Annotated in this window: 19 protein-coding genes; 14 read left to right on the top strand and 5 right to left on the bottom strand. The window is 51.0% G+C overall.

Going from position 1 to position 21,549, the window contains the following annotated elements; translation table 11 throughout:
- The first annotated feature begins 10 nt into the window (after nt 1-10).
- The 11 genes from AC0VZ8_RS24650 (at nt 11) to AC0VZ8_RS24600 (ending at nt 14,179) form a co-directional block, all read left to right on the top strand.
- Nucleotides 11-895 carry a carbohydrate ABC transporter permease gene (locus AC0VZ8_RS24650; protein WP_071223266.1) on the top strand — a complete coding sequence of 295 codons (885 nt, stop codon included), beginning with the start codon at nt 11-13 and terminating at the stop codon, nt 893-895.
- A 48-nt stretch (nt 896-943) separates the two neighbouring features.
- A complete protein-coding gene (locus tag AC0VZ8_RS24645) occupies nt 944-2,566 on the top strand; it encodes an extracellular solute-binding protein (RefSeq protein ID WP_260068750.1) in 1,623 nt (540 codons plus the stop codon).
- Nucleotides 2,567-2,600: 34 nt separating this feature from the next.
- Nucleotides 2,601-3,872 carry a Gfo/Idh/MocA family protein gene (locus AC0VZ8_RS24640; RefSeq protein ID WP_260068751.1) on the top strand — a complete coding sequence of 424 codons (1,272 nt, stop codon included), beginning with the start codon at nt 2,601-2,603 and terminating at the stop codon, nt 3,870-3,872.
- A gap of 72 nt (nt 3,873-3,944) precedes the next feature.
- The gene (locus AC0VZ8_RS24635) at nt 3,945-4,133 is read left to right on the top strand and encodes a hypothetical protein (RefSeq protein ID WP_260068752.1); all 189 of its coding nucleotides are present in this window, start codon (nt 3,945-3,947) and stop codon (nt 4,131-4,133) included.
- Nucleotides 4,134-4,400: 267 nt separating this feature from the next.
- The gene (locus AC0VZ8_RS24630; RefSeq protein WP_260068753.1) at nt 4,401-5,291 is read left to right on the top strand and encodes a helix-turn-helix transcriptional regulator; all 891 of its coding nucleotides are present in this window, start codon (nt 4,401-4,403) and stop codon (nt 5,289-5,291) included.
- Between the two features lie 81 nt (nt 5,292-5,372).
- The gene (locus AC0VZ8_RS24625) at nt 5,373-6,191 is read left to right on the top strand and encodes an NAD(P)H-binding protein (protein WP_475484725.1); all 819 of its coding nucleotides are present in this window, start codon (nt 5,373-5,375) and stop codon (nt 6,189-6,191) included.
- 60 nt (nt 6,192-6,251) lie between these two features.
- A complete protein-coding gene (locus AC0VZ8_RS24620) occupies nt 6,252-7,202 on the top strand; it encodes an ATP-binding cassette domain-containing protein (RefSeq protein ID WP_475484724.1) in 951 nt (316 codons plus the stop codon).
- Nucleotides 7,199-8,032, top strand: a complete 834-nt coding sequence (locus tag AC0VZ8_RS24615) for an ABC transporter permease (RefSeq protein WP_475484723.1) — start codon at nt 7,199-7,201, stop codon at nt 8,030-8,032. The genes AC0VZ8_RS24620 and AC0VZ8_RS24615 overlap by 4 nt, the downstream gene beginning before the upstream one ends.
- Before the next feature lie 201 nt (nt 8,033-8,233).
- Entirely contained in the window at nt 8,234-10,291 is a 2,058-nt protein-coding gene (locus tag AC0VZ8_RS24610; protein WP_475484722.1) for a HelD family protein, read from the top strand.
- 278 nt (nt 10,292-10,569) lie between these two features.
- A complete protein-coding gene (locus AC0VZ8_RS24605; protein WP_475484721.1) occupies nt 10,570-12,345 on the top strand; it encodes an ABC transporter ATP-binding protein in 1,776 nt (591 codons plus the stop codon).
- A complete protein-coding gene (locus tag AC0VZ8_RS24600; protein WP_475484720.1) occupies nt 12,329-14,179 on the top strand; it encodes an ABC transporter ATP-binding protein in 1,851 nt (616 codons plus the stop codon). The genes AC0VZ8_RS24605 and AC0VZ8_RS24600 overlap by 17 nt, the downstream gene beginning before the upstream one ends.
- Nucleotides 14,180-14,266: 87 nt before the next feature.
- On the opposite strand, the gene AC0VZ8_RS24595 is transcribed toward AC0VZ8_RS24600, so the two are convergent.
- Nucleotides 14,267-15,136, bottom strand: coding sequence for a LysR family transcriptional regulator (locus AC0VZ8_RS24595; RefSeq protein WP_475484719.1), 870 nt, complete (start codon nt 15,134-15,136; stop codon nt 14,267-14,269).
- 125 nt (nt 15,137-15,261) lie between these two features.
- Here AC0VZ8_RS24595 and AC0VZ8_RS24590 point away from each other — a divergent pair, with 125 nt between their 5' ends.
- Together AC0VZ8_RS24590 and AC0VZ8_RS24585 are read left to right on the top strand one after the other, a co-directional pair.
- Nucleotides 15,262-15,948 carry an ankyrin repeat domain-containing protein gene (locus tag AC0VZ8_RS24590; RefSeq protein ID WP_475484718.1) on the top strand — a complete coding sequence of 229 codons (687 nt, stop codon included), beginning with the start codon at nt 15,262-15,264 and terminating at the stop codon, nt 15,946-15,948.
- Between the two features lie 32 nt (nt 15,949-15,980).
- A complete protein-coding gene (locus AC0VZ8_RS24585) occupies nt 15,981-17,207 on the top strand; it encodes an amidohydrolase (protein WP_475484717.1) in 1,227 nt (408 codons plus the stop codon).
- A gap of 73 nt (nt 17,208-17,280) precedes the next feature.
- Here AC0VZ8_RS24585 and AC0VZ8_RS24580 read toward each other — a convergent pair whose 3' ends face one another.
- From AC0VZ8_RS24580 to AC0VZ8_RS24570, 3 genes are all read right to left on the bottom strand, one after another.
- Nucleotides 17,281-18,168: a DUF2268 domain-containing putative Zn-dependent protease gene (locus AC0VZ8_RS24580; RefSeq protein WP_475484716.1), complete on the bottom strand. Its 888-nt coding sequence runs from the start codon at nt 18,166-18,168 to the stop codon at nt 17,281-17,283.
- A gap of 86 nt (nt 18,169-18,254) precedes the next feature.
- On the bottom strand, nt 18,255-18,941 hold the full coding sequence (locus AC0VZ8_RS24575; protein ID WP_071223252.1) for a G1 family glutamic endopeptidase: 687 nt from the start codon (nt 18,939-18,941) through the stop codon (nt 18,255-18,257).
- A 111-nt stretch (nt 18,942-19,052) separates the two neighbouring features.
- Entirely contained in the window at nt 19,053-19,913 is an 861-nt protein-coding gene (locus tag AC0VZ8_RS24570; RefSeq protein WP_260066375.1) for an Hsp33 family molecular chaperone HslO, read from the bottom strand.
- A 146-nt stretch (nt 19,914-20,059) separates the two neighbouring features.
- On the opposite strand from AC0VZ8_RS24570, the gene AC0VZ8_RS24565 reads away from it, so the two are divergent.
- Entirely contained in the window at nt 20,060-20,815 is a 756-nt protein-coding gene (locus AC0VZ8_RS24565) for a MerR family transcriptional regulator (RefSeq protein WP_074961972.1), read from the top strand.
- 199 nt (nt 20,816-21,014) lie between these two features.
- Here the strand turns inward: AC0VZ8_RS24565 and AC0VZ8_RS24560 are convergent, their stop codons facing one another.
- On the bottom strand, nt 21,015-21,500 hold the full coding sequence (locus AC0VZ8_RS24560) for an anthrone oxygenase family protein (protein WP_475484715.1): 486 nt from the start codon (nt 21,498-21,500) through the stop codon (nt 21,015-21,017).
- Between the last annotated feature and the right edge of the window lie 49 nt (nt 21,501-21,549).

Below are 21,549 nucleotides of genomic sequence, written 5' to 3'. Positions count from 1 at the left end.
GGAAAGAACCATGCAAATTGAAACCAGAGGGGACCGCATTTTTAATGTTATCAACTATACGATTCTGATCCTGGTCACCATCATTGTCATGTATCCGCTGGTTTTTGTGCTCAGCGCATCGTTTAGCGACCCGCAGGCGGTTCTTAGGGGCGAGATGCTGCTGTGGCCCAAGGGCGTTAACCTGAATTCCTACGTGAAAATTTTTCAGAACAAGGATATCATCAGCGGCTTTTCCAACACGCTGGTATATACGTCGCTTGGCACGTTCATTAATCTCACGATGACCATCCTTGCCGCCTATCCGCTGTCCCGGAAGGATTTTGTCGGGCGAAATGCGATCATGGCGCTGCTGGTCTTCACGATGTTTTTCAGCGGAGGACTCATTCCTACGTATTTGCTGATCAAGAACCTCGGCATGCTGAATACGCTCTGGGTCATGATTATCCCGAATGCCGTATCCATCTGGAACATCATCATTATGCGCACCTTCTTTCAGCAGTCCATACCCGGCGAGCTGCAGGAGGCCGCGACGATTGATGGTTGCTCGAACATAAAAATCCTGACACGGATTATACTGCCGCTGTCCATGCCGATTATCGCAGTGACCATATTGTTCTATGCGGTCGGTCATTGGAATGCGTTCTTCAATGCACTTCTGTATTTATCGGATAAAGATAAATTTCCGCTGCAGCTCATCCTGCGCGAAATTTTGATTCAGGGACAAACGAACGATATGGTCAAAATGTCGACCGAATCGGCGATCAAGCAGCAAAGGGAAGTGGAGGGCATTAAGTACGCGGTGCTGGTCGTGGCGAATATTCCGGTGCTGGCCCTCTATCCGTTCCTGCAGCGATATTTTGTCAAAGGCGTGATGATTGGGGCCATCAAAGGATAATTCCTTGCATGGAAATATGGATGGAACATGAAAAGGGGAGGATTACGGATGAAGCTGAAGCAATGGGGAAGTCTTCTGTTGACCTGCATGTTGTCGTTATCGCTGGCGGTGGGCTGCAGCTCGAAAGGCTCGGGAGGAACGGCTCAATCGGACCCTTCGAGTGAAGGGAAATCCGCGATAAATGAAACGGGTTTTCCGATTGTCGACGACAAGATGACAGTGACCGGGTTTGCCGGAAAGTTCTTTGCCAACGCCGACTGGAACAACATCAGGCTGTGGCAGGAATATGAGAAAATGACCAATATTCAGGTGCAGTGGGACACGGTGCACAAAGACAATTTGGCGGAAAAACGGAACTTGCTGCTGGCCGGCGGCGATTATCCGGAAATGTTCTATGCTTCCGCATTTCCAAGGACAGACCTGCTGAAATACGGCAAGCAGGGTGCTTTTATTCCGCTGAATGACCTGATTGATCAACACGCGCCGAATTTTAAAGCCCTCATGGAAAAGTATCCGGTTATCGAGAAGGGGATTACAATGCCGGACGGCAACATTTATGGGCTGCCGACGATATACGATCCGGAATTCCGGTCCGTGTTGTACGGAACGCCGTGGGTGAAGTCGGAGTGGCTGACCAAGCTTGGCCTTCAAGAGCCGCAGACGCTGGATGAATTCTACGATATGTTGAAGGCATTCAAAGAGAAGGATCCGAACGGCAACGGCCAGAAGGACGAATATGCCTGGGGCGGCGTGGGGACTGCCGGCATCGTCAACTATTTGCGCGGCTCGTTCGGTCTCAATTATCACGGAACTTCGAACATTAACGTGGATACCGATCCGGCGAGCGGAAAAGTCCGGTTCATTCCGACGGATCCAAGATACAAGGAACTGCTTCAATTCGTGAACAAGCTGTACAAGGACGGCCTGCTGGAGCAGGATATCATGTCCGTGAAGAGCACGGAAGTGGACGCGAAAGGCGTTGAAGGCCTACTCGGCGTTGTTGATAACGTGGATCCGGTCGCCATCTACAACCAGGAGGGTTATGTGGGGCTGCCGGTATTGAAGGGGCCGCACGGCGATCAGATGTTCAGCGCCACGGGCTCTCCGCTGGGGAACATCGGGATGTTTGTCCTTACCGATAAAGCGAAGAATCCGGCCGCGCTGATCCGCTGGATGGATTACTTCTACAGCGACGAAGGCATCCGCATGTTCTTCATGGGCTGGAAAGACGAAACGTATAAGGAAGATGCAGAAGGCAATGTGGATTACGTGGACGACATCAAGAACAATCCGGAAGGTCTCAATCTGGACCAGGCGGTAGGGCAGTATCTGATATGGCCCGGCGGATATTATCCGGGCTTCGTGACCCAGAAGTATTTCAAGGGAGCGGAAGGCCTGCCGACTTCTGTAGAGAACGCAAAAAAAGCCGAGCCGTACGTCATCCCTCAAGACAAGGTCTGGCCGCCGTTTAATTTTACGGCCGATGAGCAGTCCGAGCTTACCGGTATCCAAACCGACATTCACACGTACGTGGATGAAATGCGGGATAAATTCATAGCAGGGAACGAGTCCTTTGATAACTGGGACCAATATGTTGCTAACCTGCAAAAAATGGGCTCGGAGCGCTATCTGGCTATTTACCAGTCCGCGGCAGATCGATATACCAAATAAACACGTGTACAGAACCTAAAAGGAGCGACATGTTATGACACAATTGAAAGCCATATTGATTGGGGCCGGCGCGCGCGGTGCCGGGGGTTATGCCCCCTATGCCCTGGATTACCCGCATGAGTTGACCTTCGTGGCCGTGGCCGAGGCCGATCCGGCGCGGCGCATCCGATTTGCCGAAAGGTTCGGAATTCCTCCGGAACAGTGTTATGAATCATGGGAGCCGCTGCTGGCGGAGCCGAAGCTTGCCGATATCGCCGTCATTTGCACGCAGGATCGCATGCATTATGGCCCAACCATGCAAGCGCTGGAGAAACAGTATCATGTGCTTCTGGAGAAACCAATGTCCCCGGAACCGAAGGAGTGTCTTGAGATGGAGCAGGCGGCCATTCGCAACAACAGGCTGCTGACCATATGCCATGTTCTGAGATATACCCCTTTTTGGAGTACCATCAAACGCCTGATTCAGGAAGGGACCATCGGTGAGGTGGCTTCGGTCCAGCTGAACGAGAATGTGGGATACTGGCATATCGCGCACAGCTTTGTGCGGGGGAACTGGAATCATTCCGATAAGGCCAGCCCGATGATACTGGCTAAATCCTGTCATGATATGGATGTGCTGTCGTGGCTGATGGATCGGCCTTGCACGCAGGTCACTTCGTTTGGCTCCCTGATGCATTTCCGGGAGGAGCAGGCCCCCGAAGGTTCGGCCGACCGCTGCCTCGATTGCCAGGTAGAAGCGACCTGTCCATATTCGGCCCCCCGGTTTTACTTGAGCGATCAGTACAAGGGATGGGCGGGGCATTTCACCCAGGAGCTGACCAAGCCGAACATCATTCAGGGGCTTCGCGATACGGACTATGGCCGCTGCGTATATCGGAGCGATAACAATGTGGTCGATCATCAGGTCGTCAACATGGAGTTTGAAGGCGGCGCCACCGCAATGTTCAGCATGTGCGGGTTTACGTATGAACAGGAGCGCAGAATTCAGATCATGGGCACCCGCGGAGAGCTTCGGGGAGAGGAAGGCAAGATTACGGTTTATGATTTCCTGTCCGGGCAGAAAACGGAGATTACGATTCCTTCGCAGTCGAGCGGACATGGCGGGGGCGACAGCGGAATTGTGGCGAGCTTCCTGAAGGAGGTTCGGAGCTATAACGGGCAGGAGAGCCTGACGTCGGCCAGTGCCTCCGTGCGGAGCCATCTGATTGCGTTCGCAGCGGAGAAATCGAGGCTGAATCACGGCCAATCCATCAATTTGAACGAATATGCGCGGGAATTGATGGCGGAAGAGAATACGGTGAAATAAAAGAAATTATATTAAAAATACATCATATGAAAAATTCACAATAGATAGTTTCTTACAGGAGATCCGATCACCATGGATGAGCGTGATGTGATCGAACTGCTTCGGTATGCTCCATATACGAAGGCGGTTGCGGTCCATATGGAAGCGATCAACCACTGCCTTGTGACAAGAGAGGAGCTGTCCGGTCGTCTGGCAGCGGAAGGACTGCGCACCCATATCGAAATTCCGCAGGATGGCGAATGGGTCGAATGGAACGCTTAATACGCCAACAGCTGGCATAACAGCGGAAACAGCTAGCTGTCAGCGGATGGTTTCAGTAGCAGTTAGACAGTTTGAACTGATATAATCTATGCAGGAAGCTCCGTGACACGGAGCTTTTTTTGTTATCCCACCTTATTTACTCTTTTCCTAAAAAATAATCCCATTCCATCAAGAACGAGATGTAATCCTGACATACTAGATGTCAGGATTCATGCTTTATCATTCGATTCAGAAGTCAAAAAGTATGAAACGCGAGGAGTGTTACCGATGAAACTCGACCGGCTGCTAGGCATTACGATGGAATTGTTGACCAAACAAAGAGTGACGGCCACGGCGCTTGCCGCCCGGTATGAAGTCTCGGTTCGTACGATCTACCGCGATGTGGACCTCATTAATCAGGCTGGCATTCCGGTTGCTTCCTATCCCGGTGCGGATGGCGGCTTTGAATTGATGAACGGGTTCTATCTGACGAGGCAGCACTTCTCCGTTGACGATTTTTTGGCGATCTACAATCTTTTGAAGGGCGTCGAAGGGACTGTGAAGGGGAGATACACTTCCATCCTGAATAAGCTTGGAACCCTGCAGCCTGCCCTGTTGAACGGAGGATGTCATGAACAAATTCTATTCGATATGAGCACGTCGGAGTATGAGCGGGCATGGGTACGACCCATTCTAAATGCCATTGAACGCTCGAACCTGATGACCCTTCACTATACGAGTACATCCGGCAGCCGCTCGGAGCGGCAAGTGGAGCCTCTGCAGCTGTACTGGGAACAAGGCGTGTGGTATTTGGAGGCCTACTGCTTGTTAAAGCGGGGGAAACGAATCTTCAGAGTATCGCGCATATCCAGTCTTGAAATATCCACCGACACGTTCATCCCAAGAGGAAACCTGGTGCGGGAGGATCAGGAGGCGGTGCAGGGCATACAGGCTCATCTCCGTTTCGATTCATCCGCCGGACCGAGGGTGACCGAGCAATTTCCGGAGGCTTTCATCTCCGGGGAGGGATTCCTAGATGTCCGAACGGTGTTCTATACCAAAGCCTATGCCATCTCGGTGATTTTAAGCTACAGTGCAAAGGTGGAGATCATCTCTCCGCCGGAATTGAAGGACGAACTGCTGCAGGAGCTGGAGGAAATCCGTAAACGTTATGAATGATGGATCAAGAACAATGAACAATGAACAATGAACAGGGAATGAACATGAACCATTAAATAGAACTCAAGGAGGAAGTTTCATATGACCATTTTGGTAACAGGAGCTACAGGAACTGTTGGAAAACATATCGTGCAGCAGCTTGTGCAGCGAGGCATAGAAGTGAGAGCGATATCACGCAATCCACAGCAAGCGAACCTGCCGGAGGGTGTGCAGGTGGTTGCCGGGAATCTCAACGACCCGGATAGCCTGATCCCCGCCATGCAAGGCGTGAGGGCCATGCATTTGATCATTTCCAGTGATGAGGCATACGGGACCCTGCAGACGGATCCGCGGATTATTGAGCTTGCCGAGAAGGCTGGCATACAGCGGGTAACGGTATTGGTGGGCTATGAAGAAGGGCCTGTGGAAGCTGCACTTCGAGACAGCGGAATGGAGTGGACCTTGCTCAAGCCATGCGAGTTTATGGCGAATATTCTGGTGGATTGGCAGGAATCGATCCGCCACGAAGGAGTCGTTCGTGAGCCGTTCGGCCATGCGCTGAGTGCGAGAATCCACGAAGCCGACATCGCTCGCGTTGCCGTCGCCGCACTTCTTGAGGAAGGTCACCATGGACAAGAATATTTCCTTACGGGACCGGAAGCCCTCTCGCGATTCGAAGCGGTTCGGATTATAAGCGAGGTAACAGGCAGGGACATCCGCTTTGTGGAACTGACCGAGGAACAGGCGAGAGATCAATGGAGAGAGCAAGGCTATGACGAGGAGTCGATTGAATTTTTTGTGCAAATGGGAAAAAATCCACCCGAGATCGGTTATACGGTATTACCGACGGTAGCGCAGGTCACAGGGCGGCCGGCAGCCACGCTTGCTGATTGGGTCCGTGATCATAAGGACGATTTTTAAGTGCAAGCAGCATGGCAATCTAGAGGTCGATTTGTATAGGAAGAGGAGGAGTTGTGAAACTTGCCTTACGCCATTGAAACGAAAGAGCTTCGCAAATCTTATAACGGCATTGGGGTCGTTCAAGGAATGGATCTGCGAGTGGAGCAAGGAGAGCTGTTTGCCTTGTTAGGTCCGAACGGTGCCGGAAAAACAACCACCATTCATATGTTATCCACCCTGGTTAAGCCGGATGGGGGATTCGCATGCGTGGCCGGGTATGATGTCGTAAGCAATGCCCGGCACGTTCGAAGAAAGATCAGTCTGACAGGCCAGTTTGCAGCACTGGATGAGGGACTCTCCGGTCTTCAGAATTTAATGTTGATTTCAAGGCTTTACGGTTATTCGGCGAAATCGGCTCGATCCGTAAGCGAGGAGCTGATCGAATCCTTTGGACTCAGCGAAGCAAAGGACCGCGCGGTGTTGCATTACTCTGGCGGGATGCGGAGGCGGCTGGATATTGCCGCCAGTATCGTTACGAAACCCGACGTTATTTTTCTGGATGAGCCGACAACGGGCCTCGATCCGCAAAGCCGCATTCAAGTGTGGGAGGTTGTAAGGTCGCTTTTGAAACGGGGCACCACCGTGCTGCTGACGACGCAATATCTGGAAGAAGCCGATCAGTTGGCGGACCGGATTGCCGTGATGGATAAGGGGAGCCTGATTGCGGAAGGGACGCCCCGGCAATTGAAGGCTTCCGTTGGCAACAGAACGTTAACCATCCAATTCAACGAGCCGGCCGATCAGCGCAAGCTGGGTACTTTGTTAAATGAGGAACACGCGTTGACCGTATTGCAGGACGATCATCCCTTGGTACATAAAATTCCGGTGAAGGATGCAAGAGCTGCTAATCAGGCCCTTCATTCACTGATGAAGAACGGGTTAGCTATTGAATATTTCGCCTTAAGCGAACCGAGTCTGGATGAGGTCTTTCTGTCACTGACCCGCGCGAAGTCGAAGGGAGGCACGCCATGACTGTAAGCCATCATACAGCGAATAAGGACGGTGTGCTGCCTGTTCGCCAAGCCGATACCGATCCTCCCCACGCCCTGACGGCGATCCGAATTTTTATGTGGAGAACTTGGCAGCATACGAAGCACAACGGGTTTGGTCTGGTGATGGACGCGGTTCTGTCGCCGGTTCTGCTGCTGCTTATATTTAGTTACTTGTTCGGCGGCGCTATGGCCGGGTCAACCGGGGCTTATATTCAATTCCTATTGCCCGGCATTCTGATCCTGACGGTCGTGCCCATGACGGTGTATAGCGGAACCACGATATGCTCGGATATTACCAAAGGGGTACATAATCGTTTTCGAACGCTGCCCTTTTGGCAGCCGGCCTCGGTGCTAGGCTCCATCCTGACGGATGGTGTGCGCTATACAATCGGCGTAATCGTGGCCCTGGGCACGGGGCTTGTACTGGGCTTCCGGCCCGAGGGCAGCGTCATCCAAATGGCACTTGCCATTGCCTTCATCCTGTTCTTTGCATTCGGTGTCAGCTGGATATTTGCCCTGATCGGCGTCGTGGCCAAACGGCCGGAGACGGTATCGGGGTCGAGCATGATCGCGATATACCCGCTGCTGTTCGCCAGCAACATTCTGGTGGATTCGTCGACGATGCCGAAATGGACGGGTATTCTGATCGACCTGAATCCGATCAGCATGGCGGCAGCCACGGTCAGGGGACTGATGAACGGCACGGCAACCATGCCTGTGATCATGACAGGAATCGGGGTCTGCGTGGTGATTATCGCTATTTTCGTTCCACTTACGCTGTATCTGTACCAAACCAAAAACGAGCGGTAAGAGGCATAAAAAAACCAGGCTTGCATGAGCATGCAGCCTGGTTTTTTATCTATGTAAGACATTATGGTTGATGTAAATCGTATAGGTGTTTTTGGACCCACGATAAATACACAATACTACAACGGAAAGTATAAGTCTATATTTTTTTCGGGAAACCCCTATACTTAAAGCTATTCTTTAGCAAAGAGGGGGAGGTTCCTAATGCTGAATCCAAGCGAAAGCGCAGAGCGGGAATATCTAGAGTTTGTAGTAAAGGAGCTTCATCGGGCATCGAAGGAATTAGAGGGGAAGGTGTCTGATTCTTACAGGGATATCATTGAAGCCAAGAAGTACCTGTGGGTCAACATGGCCCAATTGGATGCGGCGGAACGGGCGGCCAACCGGGTCGATATTTCCTTGTCCATTGATACGGGTGAGAAGACGGCGGCCAGGCTGCAGAAGATGCGCAAGCTACTCACGTCGCCGTATTTTGGCAGGGTGGATTTCCGTTCGAATGAACCGGAAGAAGAAGGTGCCTACTATATTGGCATCCATTCCTTCACGAATCCGGAGAGTCAGGGGCATCTCATTTATGATTGGCGCTCGCCGGTAGCAAGCTTGTTCTATGATTACAATGTCGGTCCTGCGTCGTATGAAGCGCCCATGGGCAGGATGCAAGGCGAAATTACCGTAAAAAGGCAGTACAAAATCAAAGACGGTCAAATGGAATATATGATTGAGAGCTCCATGAACATCAATGACGACGTCCTGCAGAAGGAGCTCAGCAGCACGTCGGACGAGAAGATGAAGAATATTGTGGCTACCATCCAGCAGGAGCAAAATGCCATCATACGAAACGAAACCGCGAATGAGCTGATCATACAGGGGGCGGCAGGTTCAGGCAAAACCTCCGTGGCTCTGCACAGGGTAGCATTTCTGTTGTACCGCCATAAGGAGACGTTGACTTCCAGCAATGTGCTCATTATATCTCCCCATAAAGTGTTTTCTGATTATATATCCAACGTTCTGCCAGAGCTTGGCGAAGAGAAAATCATGGAGGTAACGATGGAGGAGCTTGCTGCCAAAGAGCTGGGGGGATTATGTCAGTTTCAGACCTTCTTCGAACAGGTGAACGAAATCGTGAGCGCCGATGACGAACAGGCCATTGAACGGATCCGGTATAAGGCCAGCATGCACTTCGTACATGAGCTGGAGGCTTATATGAAATATGCCGGTGAGCATTTCTTCCTGGCTGCGGATATTCAGCTGAAAGACGTATGTATTTCGGCTTCGGAGATCAGGGACTGTTATCTTGGCACCATGATCACGCCGATCAGGCAGCGATTGGAGAAGACTGCTTCCATCCTGTCAGGCCGGGTTCGTACAGAGGATGGAGAGAGACTGACTGCGGCAGAAGCCAAAAAAGTCAAAACCTCAATCAAGAACATGTTCAAATTTCAAAATGTGCTCAGCATGTACAAGGAATTTTTCTCATATAGGAACAAACCGGACATGTTTGTCATGAACGGAAGGAAAACGATTGAGTATGCGGACGTATTTCCGCTGCTGTATCTCAAAATGCATTTGGAAGGAAACACGTCATACGATATGGTGAAGCATCTGCTGGTCGATGAAATGCAGGATTATACACCGATTCAATACGTCGTGCTATCGAAATGGTTTTCGTGCAAAAAAACGATTCTTGGGGACAGCAACCAGTCGGTCAACGTATATACGTCCACTTCACTGCATGATATCAAGAGCGTATTTCCGCATGCCGATACAATAGAGCTGTTAAAAAGCTATCGTTCCACGCTGGAAATTATGGGACTCGCGAAGCGAATTCATCCGGGCAGCACCATGATTCCCGTGGAACGGCATGGAGAAGAGCCGCAGGTGATCCGGTGTCGTGACGTCCGGGAGGAGCTGGCGTTCATTCAAGAGCGTAGCCGTCACTTTTTAGATTCCGGGATGCAGACGATGGGGATCATATGCAAAACGTCTTCAGAGGCACGGCAGGTGTATGAGTCCATCAGAGGGCTTCAGGGCAGCGTGAATCTGCTCGATTTTAGCAGCGAACGCTTTGAGGAGGGAATTACGATCACCTTCGCCCATATGGCCAAGGGTCTGGAATTCGATCAGGTTATCGTTCCTTTTGCGGACGCCGAAAACTATCGTTCCGAGATGGATCGAAGCTTACTCTATATTGCTTGTACCCGTGCTATGCATAAGCTTTCGCTGACCTATTCGGGCGAGCCGGCTCCTTGGTTGGCGGTGTGAGCGTGAGCCGAAAATCAGGATAGCGCCATCCATAGGAACACCTTTTAAAAAAGTCGCGACGAATGGTTGCGGCTTTTTTCTTTGGATGATTGGATTGAAATGATATCGGCTGCTGTTACTCAGTATGTCTGAATTTGTATAAATCATATGGCCGTTCGGGAAGGAGGACTGATTTATTTCTAGAACCTATTAATATGGGAGTATCACAGCAAACGTATGGAAGGAGGAACGTAACGGGCTAATCAATCCAATAACGGGACAGGAAGTGATATGGGACATTGGACTCTCATCGAATACTTGGAGATTTTTTCAGGAAGACGTGGCCGTTTTATGTATTGTCGGTTTGCTGCCATTTGGTTGCTAACATCATCCACGTGAACTTCCCAAGGGTGCTGGGAAATTTTACGGATGAACTGAAGGATGGTTTATTGTCTGTCGACGGTATCGTGCAGTACAGCTGGACGCTGCTGGGTATCGGTGTCGGCTTCGCCGTCATCGGCGGGATCGGTCAGTTTCTGGTGATGTACACGGGGCGGTATTTCGAATTTATGAACCGCCGCCGATTGTTTGTCCATTTTACGGGGCTTAGTGAGCGATTTTATTCCAAGAATGGCGTTGGCAAGCTGCTAAGTTATTTTATGAATGACGTGACGACGGTAAGGGAAGCGATCTCCATGGGGATCAATCAGACGGTAAACTCCTCCATCCTGCTGGTCTCCACAATCGTTATGCTGCTGATCACGAACGTACCGCTGTATCTGGTAGCTGCGAGCATCGCGCCTTTGCTGCTGATTCCGGTCATTGTCGTTTGGCTCGGACCGATTATCAGGAGAAGGTCACTGCAGGTACAGGAAGCGCTGGGTGTGATGACGGAATCGGCGGAGGAGCAGTTTGGCGGGATCCGTGTCACCAAGAAGTTCGCGGTGGAAGACACGATGAAGCGGCGTTTTGGGACGACGGTGGACCGCATCCGGGACAAGCAGCTGCGGCTGGTACGCGTATCATCGCTTTTTCAATCGATCATTCCGTTTCTGGGCGCTACCTCACTCATTATCGCCCTCTTATTCGGCGGTTACCTGACCATTCTGGGACGGATTACGGTCGGAAACTTTGTCGCATTGACGCTTTACATTCGTATGCTGATGAATCCGCTGCAGCAGATCGGCAATGTCATTAATGTCGTTCAGCGCGCGAGGGCTTCGCTTGACCGATTAAACGACCTGCTTGGCAAGCAGGCAGACATTAAGGAACTGCCTGGCGCCAAGGAGCTGAATCAGGAGAACCCGGGCATTGAAGTGCGTGATTTATCCTTCTCTTACGAGGATGCGGATGGTCAAGAGGAGGGGGCCAGACAGGTTCTGCGGGGCATTCAATTGGATGTTCCGCCCGGATCGACGCTGGGCATCATTGGCCGCACGGGAAGCGGCAAGACTACGCTTATGAAGCTGCTGCTGCGTACCTTCGACCCGCCTCCGGGGAAAGTGCTGATCGGGGGTGTGGATATTCGGAAGCTTACATTAAAAAGCCTGCGCGAAGGGATCGCCTATGTTCCCCAGGACGGCTTCCTGTTCAGCTCGACCATCCGCGAGAATATTGCCTTCTATAAACGGGACACGGAGCCGGCTGTCGTCGAGGAAGCGGCGCGAAAAGCACGGGTCTACGACAACATTGTGGAGTTTCCGGATAAGTTCGAGACCCGCCTTGGGGAGCGCGGCATTACGCTGTCCGGAGGACAGCGGCAGCGGACCAGCCTTGCACGGGGAATAATCAAGGATGCACCTATCCTCATTCTGGATGACAGCGTAAGCGCCGTCGACGCGGTGACGGAGACGGAAATCATGGAGACGATTCGGGATATCCGCGCTGGGAAGACTACGATCATCATTGCCCACCGGATCAGTGCATTGAAACATGCCGATGAGATCATCGTCCTGGATCAGGGAGAGATGGTTCAGCGGGGTACGCATGAAGAACTGCTGTCGAAGGACGGACTGTACCGGACGCTGCATGACATTCAGGAAGAGGGGATGAAGTTTCATGGCACAGGCCATTAACAATTGGCAGCTGGACCAGAAGGCGGATCTGAATGCCCCTCAGTCCAAGCCCAAGTATATTTCCACATTCCGTGCTTTATCGGGTTATATGAAGGAATACAAGCTGATTTTTGCCGGGTTTATCGGCTGCACCTTGATTGCCATCTCGGCAGAGCTGCTGCAGCCGTATCTGATGAAAATCGCAATCGATGATAATCTGATGGTCGGCAAGAACGATTTTCGGGGCCTGATGCTCATATGCGCTATCTATTTTTTGTTATCGCTGCTCAGCATGGTGTTTACCTATTTGCAAAATAATTTGCTGCAGAAGGCGGGGCAGAGCATTGTAGCGAGCATTCGCAAACGGCTGTTTGCCCATATATCCAAGCTGTCGATGTCTTATTTCGATAAAGTGCCGAGCGGCAGCTTGATTACGCATGTGTCCAGTGATACCGAAGCGATCAATCAGTTTTTTAACCAGGTGCTGCTCAGCCTGTTCCGCGACGGCTTCACCTTGATCTTCATTCTGGTCTTGATGTTCCAGCTGGATGTCACGCTGACCTTATACTGCTTGATCCTGCTGCCGATCATTGCAGGGATTGCCATTGCGTTCCGGCGTTATATGCGTCACACCTATCAGATGGCCAGAACGCGGTTATCCCGGCTGGTGGCCTTTGTGGCCGAGAATCTATCGGGCATGAATCTGATCCAAGTGTTCCATCAGCAGAAGGAGCAGGAGAAGCAGTTTGAGGAACGGAACGACTCTTACTTCAAAGCGAACATTCGGGAGATCCGGACGAATGTGCTGTTTAACCGCTCCTACGAAATATTGAACAACCTGGCGATTGCGTTCGTGACGTGGCTCGGCGGACAAGCAGTCCTGGGAACGACGCTGGAGTTCGGCGTGCTGTATGCCTTCATAACGTATATTCGTTTATTCTTTCAGCCGATCAACACGATCACCCAGCAGTGGAATACGCTGCAATCGGCAACGGTGGCGATTAACCGGATATGGGGTCTCCTGGCGATTCAGCCTGAGGTTACGGATCAACGCAAGCCGGTGGCCATCGAGAAAGCAAGTGTCGAGGGACGCATTGACTTTGATCGGATCACGTTCGGTTACGAAGGCGGGGCACCGGTCATTCAGGACCTGGATCTCCATATCAACCCTGGAGAGATGATCGGGATTGTCGGTACCACCGGCGCGGGAAAAAGCTCGCTTATCAGTCTCCTGTGCCGTTTCTATGATGTAAATGAAGGAAGCATTCGAATTGATGGAATCGACATCAGGGAGCTGGCACAGTCCGATCTGCACCGGATGGTAGGCCTTGTTCAGCAGGAGCCGTATCTCTACTCCGGGACGGTGCTGGACAATGTACGGCTGTTCGACGAGACCATCTCGAGGGAACGGGTGATCGAGGCTTGCCGCTTTATCGGTGCGGATTCGATCATCATGAGGATGAGGGAAGGCTATGACACCCGGTTGTCGGAGCGCGGCAGCGGCTTGTCCGCCGGCGAACGGCAGCTGATCTCCTTCGCCCGAATCATTGTGTTCCAGCCCAAGATTCTCATTCTAGACGAAGCGACCGCCAATCTGGATTCGCATACGGAGCAGCTGATCCAGAACGCCCTTCAACTTGTGGCCGAGGGGCGAACGACCCTTGTCATTGCCCATCGCTTATCTACGATCATGGGGGCGGACCGGATTTTGGTCATGAGCAAAGGCCGGATCGTGGAGCAAGGCACGCATCAGGAACTGCTGAACTCCCATGGGTATTATGAAGAGCTGTATCTTCACTCCCAAGGACAGAAGCAGGAGCACGAGGCTGCCGGTTCATTGTATCGTACAAGATAACCGCATTAATTTCTTGCCGGAGGGCAGAGCTTTCATTAGCCCTGTCCTCTTTTTGATTGAGCGGCCGGTTATAGAAGCAGTAAGCAGTTATAGGGCACTTGTCAACAAGTCAATGAAGTTCAGAGCCGTTCTGGAGACGTGATGATCCCTCAGCCAGATCAAGGCTGTGGAAGCCGCTGCCGGAGTGTCCTTGATTTTGAAGGCATGAACAGATGCTGGCAGGTGCTGCTTGACCAGCGTTTCGGGAACGATCGCCACGCCAAAACCTGAAGCGACCAAGCGCAGCAGCAGCGAAATGTCGGAGCATTCGGCTGCAATGTTCGGCTGGAGTTTCTGTTCCGAGAAAGCCATCTGGATCGTATAATATACGCCCAATCCTTCCGTGCTTGGCAGTATGAGCGGATACTGCGCAATAAGAGAGAGGGTTATCTCCTGTTCGATGGATGCCTCAGAGGTGAGCATATAAAAGGGCTCCGTCTGTAGATGAAGGATCGAGAAATCATCCAATTCAAGCGGCAGGCGGACGATCGCTAGTTCGAGCGACCGGTTTCTTACGAGCTCACAGAGCTGATACGACTCGTTCTGCTGAATTTTATACGAGACTTGGGGATATCTTGCCTTGAACTCATGCAGCCATGACGGCAGTTCTACCGAAGATAATGTATTGATGCCAAGACTCAGCGTGCCCTTATCGCCGTTTCCGACCTCTATAACCTCGGCTTTGGCCTCTTCCATGAGCTGTGTCATCTGGAGCGCATATTTATACAGCGCTTTACCCGATTCGGTGATTTCAAGCCGCTTTCCTCGGCGATATACCAAGACGGACCCGAGCTCTTCCTCCATCGCTTTCAGCTGCTGACTGAGGGGCGGCTGGGATATATGAAGCCGGTTGGCGGCAAGCGAGATCGTACCCTCCTCCACGATGGCAATAAAATACCGGAGCTGTCTGATGTCCATAGGTTGAAAGCATCCTCCTTGTATATGAAAAACCTTAGTGAATTCAATTTTATAAGTATTTTTCATATGGTTCTGTCTCATGTTAGCATACCAATATACACGATAGAAAGAGGAGGGAGCATCGAGTGCTGCGTTTATCAGCGATTCTATTGATCCTTTTCCTGTCGGCCTGTCAATCCAATCCGGAGAAAGAAGAGGTGCAGAATATGAATCGTGAACTCATTGAATATGCCGAGCAAGGCAATACGGAGCAAGTACGACAGCTTCTTCAATCCGGCGCAGACATCAATGCGACGGATGAGCAGGGAAGAACAGCCGTGATGGCTGCGACCTATCACAATCATGTCGGAACGGTTGAGGCCTTGATCCAGGCAGGCGCTGATATCAATATTCGGGATCACCAACGGAATAACGTATTTTTGTATGCCGGTGCAGAAGGAATGATGGAAATTTTGCGGCTCGCGATCGAAGCCGATGCCGATGTGACGTTGACGAACCGTTATGGCGGGACGGCTCTCATTCCGGCCTCCGACCGCGGACATGTAGAGATTGTTCAAGAGCTGCTGACCCGGACCGACGTCGATGTGAACCATATAAATCATTTGAACTGGACCGCACTGCTGGAGGCCGTCATTCTCGGTGACGGCAGTGAGAAATATCAGCACATCGTTAAGCTGCTGCTGGATCATGGGGCGGATGCCCGGATTCCCGACGGGAATGGCGTAACTCCCCTGCAGCATGCCAGGGAGCGGGGATATCAAGAGATCGAGCGCATCTTATTGGACGCTGTAAACGAAGGGCAAGGCAAATAGAGGCAGGTATAAGCGAGAAGGGGATGAACGCTATGAACGAACAGAGCACTGCATATTGGCTGCTGAATGTCCGTCTGGAAACAGGTTACCGCTACGAGGATGATGTCGTGATCGGAACCGAAACGGGACTCTTTCATGTAAAAATAGAAAATGGGGCTTTCTCAGAGATCCGACCTGCGGAGGCTTTGCCTGATACGTTACTGCCGACACGGGATATGCAGGGGGATCTAATGCTCCCATCATTTAGAGATATGCATATCCACCTGGACAAAACCTATTATGGAGGCCCATGGAAGGCACCGAGCCGTCCGGCTCACGGAATCTTCAGCCGAATCGAGGAGGAAGAGAGGCTGCTTCCGGAGCTGCTGCCTACTGCCAAGGAAAGAGCGGAGGGACTGCTGGATCTGCTCCTGCGCTACGGGTCTACCCATATCCGCTCCCATTGCAATGTGGATCCTGTTGTCGGCTTGAGAAATTTAGAGGCCACCTTGCAGGCGGTTGAAGGATACAGGGAAAAAGCTTTTGTCGAGATTGTAGCATTTCCACAGCATGGCTTGCTTCGCAGCCAGTCCGTCTCTTTGGTCAGGGATGCGCTCCGGAACGGAGCAGCGCTTGTTGGTGGTTTGGATCCCACAACAGTGGATGAAAATATGGAAAAATCACTGAACACCGTGATGGAGCTGGCCGTTGAAGCCAACGCCGGCATTGACCTGCACCTGCATGAGTCGTCGCATGTAGGGCTGAATACCTTTAAGCGCGTAGCTGACCTTACGGAAGAGGCGGGTTGGAACGGGAGGGTTACGCTCAGCCATGCGCTGGCTTTCGCGGACGTCTCACCAAGCGAAGTGGATGAGGTGGCGATTCGGTTGGCGGATCTGGGCATTTCGGTCACCTCTTCCGTACCGCTTGGCCGAACCATTCCGATTCCGCAGCTGCACCGCCGCGGCGTAGACATCTCGCTTGGGCAAGACAGCATTATGGACCATTGGTCCCCGTTCGGCAAAGGGGATAATCTGGACAAAGCGGGCACCCTGGCCGAACGCTTCCATATGTACGATGAGCGTTCGCTCGGACAGGCTCTCGGGTTTATTACGGGAGGGGTGACGCCGTTGGATCAGGACGGCCGCTATGCCTGGCCCAACGTCGGGGATGCGGCGGACGCGGTGATCGTAAAAGCCAGCTGCTCGGCCGAAGCCGTTGCCAGGCGGTCACGCCGCCGGGCCGTCCTGTTTAAGGGAAAACCGGTTTACGAATCATGATAAAAAAGCAGCCGCTGCTTGCCGGAGTTTTCCGGCGTGCAGCGGCTGTTGTTCGTTCATGGGCTTTGGGTTGTTATTCCCTGAAGTAGGGGGAATCCGCAATGATTTCCCTCCAGGGAATATAAGTCGCCTCGACCGCGGATTTACCGCTCTGTCTTAAATAATCGGTTACGATCCGGTAGCCGATGGAATACCCCGCATAGGGTGGAATGCCCATTTTCGTAAAGCCGTAAAGATCCCCTTCCAAATCCCCGAACATGTAACCTCGTATCTCATTGAACCCAGTTACCTGCAGCGCTTCCCGATAACGCGGCAGAAGCTCGCTGTGCTGATCTTCATTCAGGGCATGAACCCAGGGTCCCAAGAGATCCTCTCCGTACATTTCGGCGGCAAAAGCTTCAGCGAGTCCTTCCAGCACTAGGTATTGAGCGACCGTTGTCTCGGCACTCCATGGCTCATAAGAGAGCCTCACGTTATGATGGAATTCATGTGCCGTAATGGCTGCGAGCCTCGGCAGATTATAATCGTTCGGCCACACAACCACCATGATTTGTCCCGGTGTTCCCCCTGAACCTGTATATCCGGGATGCGGGCCGAACCGCTCAGGATCACCCAGCGCCAGAGTGAAGAGCAAATCTCCCAGCTCAATGCCGTGAGCTTGCGGCTTTAATGCGGGATATGCCTTCATCACGGCTTCCTTGCATCGGCTCCAGGAACTCGCTTGTTCCAAACGAGACAAAGCCTGGAGCGCCTCCTCCGGATGATCGGCCGAGCGAAATAATCCCAGCAGCTGCGTCATATCGTAATCGTCCTGTCCTTGAGGCATACGCTTGCGTATCGTGTCCATAAACGGCTGAAGCGGCTGATTCACAAGCTGCTCATATGCGGCGATCCGCAGCTCAGGCTCAGATTCCAGAGCCTGCTGTTGATGGGTTAGTGTATCGATGGCGATCAATTGCATACTGATATCCTCCTCTTATCGAAGCAATAGCTGCTTCGTATAATGTTGAGGATAATCCTTTACGCTGCGTGAAGGTCAAGTCTCTATTATGAATAAATACTTTTGACAACGAACCGGTCTCCTGCCCTGTTCGGATCGGAGGGAATGGAGGTAACCTTTAAATTCTGGAGCATGATGCCCCCGTTATCAGCAGTCAGCTTTGGACTTTTCCCATTGACCCGGCAGCAGGAGAAGACGACAGGAGATAATCGTGCCATTGTTGCAAGAGCCCCATTGACCTGTGGCGCTTCAACGATCCATTCCGCCGAGGTCTGCGGACCATTGTATCGTTGTAATGTTCGAAAGGTCCAGTTCCGGGATTCGTTTCGAAGGCAGATCAACCAGTTCGAACCACTGCGCTTGCTGATGCTGGCATGCATCCGGTCACCCGGCAGAATCGGCAGCGGAATGATCGTAACCGAGGCCGGGAGGATCTCCCACCATGCATAATAGTAAGCCTTACCGTCTATGAATTCATGACCTGTTCCGGTCTGTATCAGATTGCTGTTGCCGAAGCCGTCTATTCCAATCCATGCAGACGAATAGGTCGCCGCACGGCTTGGACGAACAAACGGCACATTCCATTTGGCGGAGATCTGTTTGTAAGCACCTTTTTTTCCTTTGAGGCTGTATCCGCTCCAATTGCTTGAAATCCATCCGATGTTACGACGCGGCTTGGCTGAAGTGTCAAGTTGGCAAGTGTGATTCCACTTATCTATCGTGAGAATCCCCATATCTCCACCGCCTTTACTAGATTGATAGTATATCTAATGAAGAATTGGTAGAGTTGGCATGGGTTTTCTGTTAGAAAGTTTGTTTAGATCTTGGTGTACCGATGAAGAGAGCTAGAGGAGTCCGGCAATTTCATGGGGCTCGAAATCGTATTTGTTGCCGCAAATATGGCAGACAAGTTCAATCGGTTCTGCTTTCATAACAGCGTACTTCAAATCTTTCTTTTCTAGTGAATGAAGTATGGGGTATAACACTTCTTTTGAACAGCCACAGAAATGTTGAATCGGGATGCTCCCGACAATCTCTATGTCTTTGAAAATCTTGCCGGGTATCTCCATGAGACTGTTGGATTTATCCGCCAAAATGTACTGATGCATTCTGACCTCCTTTTTTATCTGCTGAATCCGATGCGGGGGGCAGCCGGGAAGAAGTTGAACCATGATACCTCTACTTAAATCAATTTCATCGTTTTCATTAAATTGGATATAACTGTAGAAATCGGTGGATGTTTGTTCGCTTTGTTGATAGTAATGTGACAAGTCATCTATGATGTTACGATAAGGCATATCCGTAATTCCGGTGAACAAGCTGTTCATGCCTAAGTCCTTCGTAATATGAATGCTGCCCTTATCACCGACTATTTTTTTAAGATGTCCATGATTCAGCTGATCCAGGGTTATGTGTACCAGTTCATCACTGAGGTATCCCCGCACATTCCCCATGCTGTCTACATCAGCAAAGATTTTATGACACGCATTACTAAACTTGATTTTTAAGCTTAATCTTTGATTGTCTTTTAATGTTCCTATAATCAGACAAGCGGAGGTTATGGTTTGTCCCCATGCTGTTTTGAGTAGTTTGTGCATTGACGGGGGATGGCACATATCGTTAAGAAGTTCTGTATTCTCCACAAACAAAATGCGCACTTGATGATTGTAAGCTAAAGATTGTAGTACGAAGTTTCCATTCTGCATTTTATCCTATAGTCCTTTCTGATGGTATTTACTGTTGAAAATGTACTTGGATCGTATTATTTGCAGTATAATTCCTGACGTAGCGTCAGGTGCAAGGGGGAACAAAGCTTCTTATATTATGATTGAGTCGAGTCGTACAACTATTCTTGGGAGGGGATCTTATCCGTAAGCGAAATTGGAAAGTCGGTGAACTTGCGAAGCGTACAGGGATAACCGTTCGAACGCTGCACCATTATGATCAAATCGGGCTATTTTCCCCCTCGGAAAATACGGAAGCGGGTCACCGTCTCTATACCGAAGCCGACGTAGCTAAACTGCATCAAATCATGACCTTGAAGCAGTTAGGATTCTCATTGGAGGATATCAAATTAACCCTGAGTGAATCGGGGCATTCTCTTAGAGATATGATGGATATTCAGCTCGCTCAATTGAACGATCAAATCGAAATTTTGACGGAGCTGCGTAGTCGAATCGAGGGAATCGATAAGTTGTTCCTATCTGGAGAACACGTGTCTAGTGAGCGTTTAATGATGGCGATTCTGTTGATGAGGATGACGGAGAGTAGGCATTTTAAAGCACCGCAATCCGAAGAGATGAAGAAATGGTTCAGCCTGATGAAAGAAAACGAACTGGAGGAATTGCAGGCTGAAGGGGCTCGGCTTCTTTCCGAATTTCGAAGGTTATATGAGAAGGGCATGGCACCTCATGAGGACGAGGTGAGGGCATTGGCGAAGATATGGAGAGAAATGATGTCGTCATGGGTTCATATAAATGAAGAGTTTATTCATTCAGCAGAGCAGTACTATGCGGAGTATCCGGATGATGCACTATCCTATGGGATGGACGGGGAATTGTACAGTTTTATCAAACAAGCGGTGGACATTATAACAACGGATGCATGAGTTTCGCTTGACGGAACGAAGGTGGAAGTGGGTTCATTCAGTTACCTCCAATCGGCCGTGGAAGAGAACGATGATGTTGCCGTGAACATTCATGATGAAGCGACAGGCGCAAGTTTTGAATCGGCATTTAATAACATGTGGAACGATGGGGAGGCATTCAAGGTTATGGATTATAGCCGCCCCATTCCCGTGATCCCTCTTAAGGGAGATGCCGTAAGGCAAAAACAAACAGGATCATCGCCCCTAAAGAGGTGATGGTTCGTACATGATTCCATGGCATCCAGCGTTTCAGGTAGTGGTTCCATACCTCAACTGCGGCATTGCTTCCCGGATCAACGGCGGCCAGTGCGTCATTGAGCGGGACGTTGAACGCCATCGTTATGATGAATCCCGCTAAATAGAGCAGGCTGGCGGCAAGCAAATACAACGAGCCGGGTTCCCCCCAGCGCATGATGGATACGACCGCAAGCACGATACTGGTTAACGCAGTGCCTGTAAACAATGTTCCGAACAAAGGATTGAGAATGGTTGCATTGATGGACTGCATGGCATGGATCCCCTGTTCATTGGGAATTCGGGCTAGCGCTGTCATTATAAAAGACGAAAAAGCGAAGAATAGCCCGGCTATGAGTCCCGATCCGGTTACCGAGAATAAAGCCAACAAAAAAATTAAGCGCTCACTCATGGATAGTAAACCTCCAGTGTCATAGGTTATTACTGGTATGGTTCCAGTA

The organism is Paenibacillus sp. QJM3NY_38 (assembly GCF_056173265.1).
Note: the sequence above shows the minus strand (reverse complement) of the source record. Positions and strands in the feature narration are given on the sequence as shown.

Bases quoted from the DNA above. Each gene is read 5' to 3' on its own strand.
- AC0VZ8_RS24650 (WP_071223266.1), top strand. From the start codon at position 11: ATGCAAATTGAAACCAGAGGGGACCGCATTTTTAATGTTATCAACTAT.
- AC0VZ8_RS24645 (WP_260068750.1), top strand. From the start codon at position 944: ATGAAGCTGAAGCAATGGGGAAGTCTTCTGTTGACCTGCATGTTGTCG.
- AC0VZ8_RS24640 (WP_260068751.1), top strand. From the start codon at position 2,601: ATGACACAATTGAAAGCCATATTGATTGGGGCCGGCGCGCGCGGTGCC.
- AC0VZ8_RS24635 (WP_260068752.1), top strand. From the start codon at position 3,945: ATGGATGAGCGTGATGTGATCGAACTGCTTCGGTATGCTCCATATACG.
- AC0VZ8_RS24630 (WP_260068753.1), top strand. From the start codon at position 4,401: ATGAAACTCGACCGGCTGCTAGGCATTACGATGGAATTGTTGACCAAA.
- AC0VZ8_RS24625 (WP_475484725.1), top strand. From the start codon at position 5,373: ATGACCATTTTGGTAACAGGAGCTACAGGAACTGTTGGAAAACATATC.
- AC0VZ8_RS24615 (WP_475484723.1), top strand. From the start codon at position 7,199: ATGACTGTAAGCCATCATACAGCGAATAAGGACGGTGTGCTGCCTGTT.
- AC0VZ8_RS24610 (WP_475484722.1), top strand. From the start codon at position 8,234: ATGCTGAATCCAAGCGAAAGCGCAGAGCGGGAATATCTAGAGTTTGTA.
- AC0VZ8_RS24600 (WP_475484720.1), top strand. From the start codon at position 12,329: ATGGCACAGGCCATTAACAATTGGCAGCTGGACCAGAAGGCGGATCTG.
- AC0VZ8_RS24595 (WP_475484719.1), bottom strand. From the start codon at position 15,136: ATGGACATCAGACAGCTCCGGTATTTTATTGCCATCGTGGAGGAGGGT.
- AC0VZ8_RS24585 (WP_475484717.1), top strand. From the start codon at position 15,981: ATGAACGAACAGAGCACTGCATATTGGCTGCTGAATGTCCGTCTGGAA.
- AC0VZ8_RS24580 (WP_475484716.1), bottom strand. From the start codon at position 18,168: ATGCAATTGATCGCCATCGATACACTAACCCATCAACAGCAGGCTCTG.
- AC0VZ8_RS24575 (WP_071223252.1), bottom strand. From the start codon at position 18,941: ATGGGGATTCTCACGATAGATAAGTGGAATCACACTTGCCAACTTGAC.
- AC0VZ8_RS24570 (WP_260066375.1), bottom strand. From the start codon at position 19,913: ATGCAGAATGGAAACTTCGTACTACAATCTTTAGCTTACAATCATCAA.
- AC0VZ8_RS24560 (WP_475484715.1), bottom strand. From the start codon at position 21,500: ATGAGTGAGCGCTTAATTTTTTTGTTGGCTTTATTCTCGGTAACCGGA.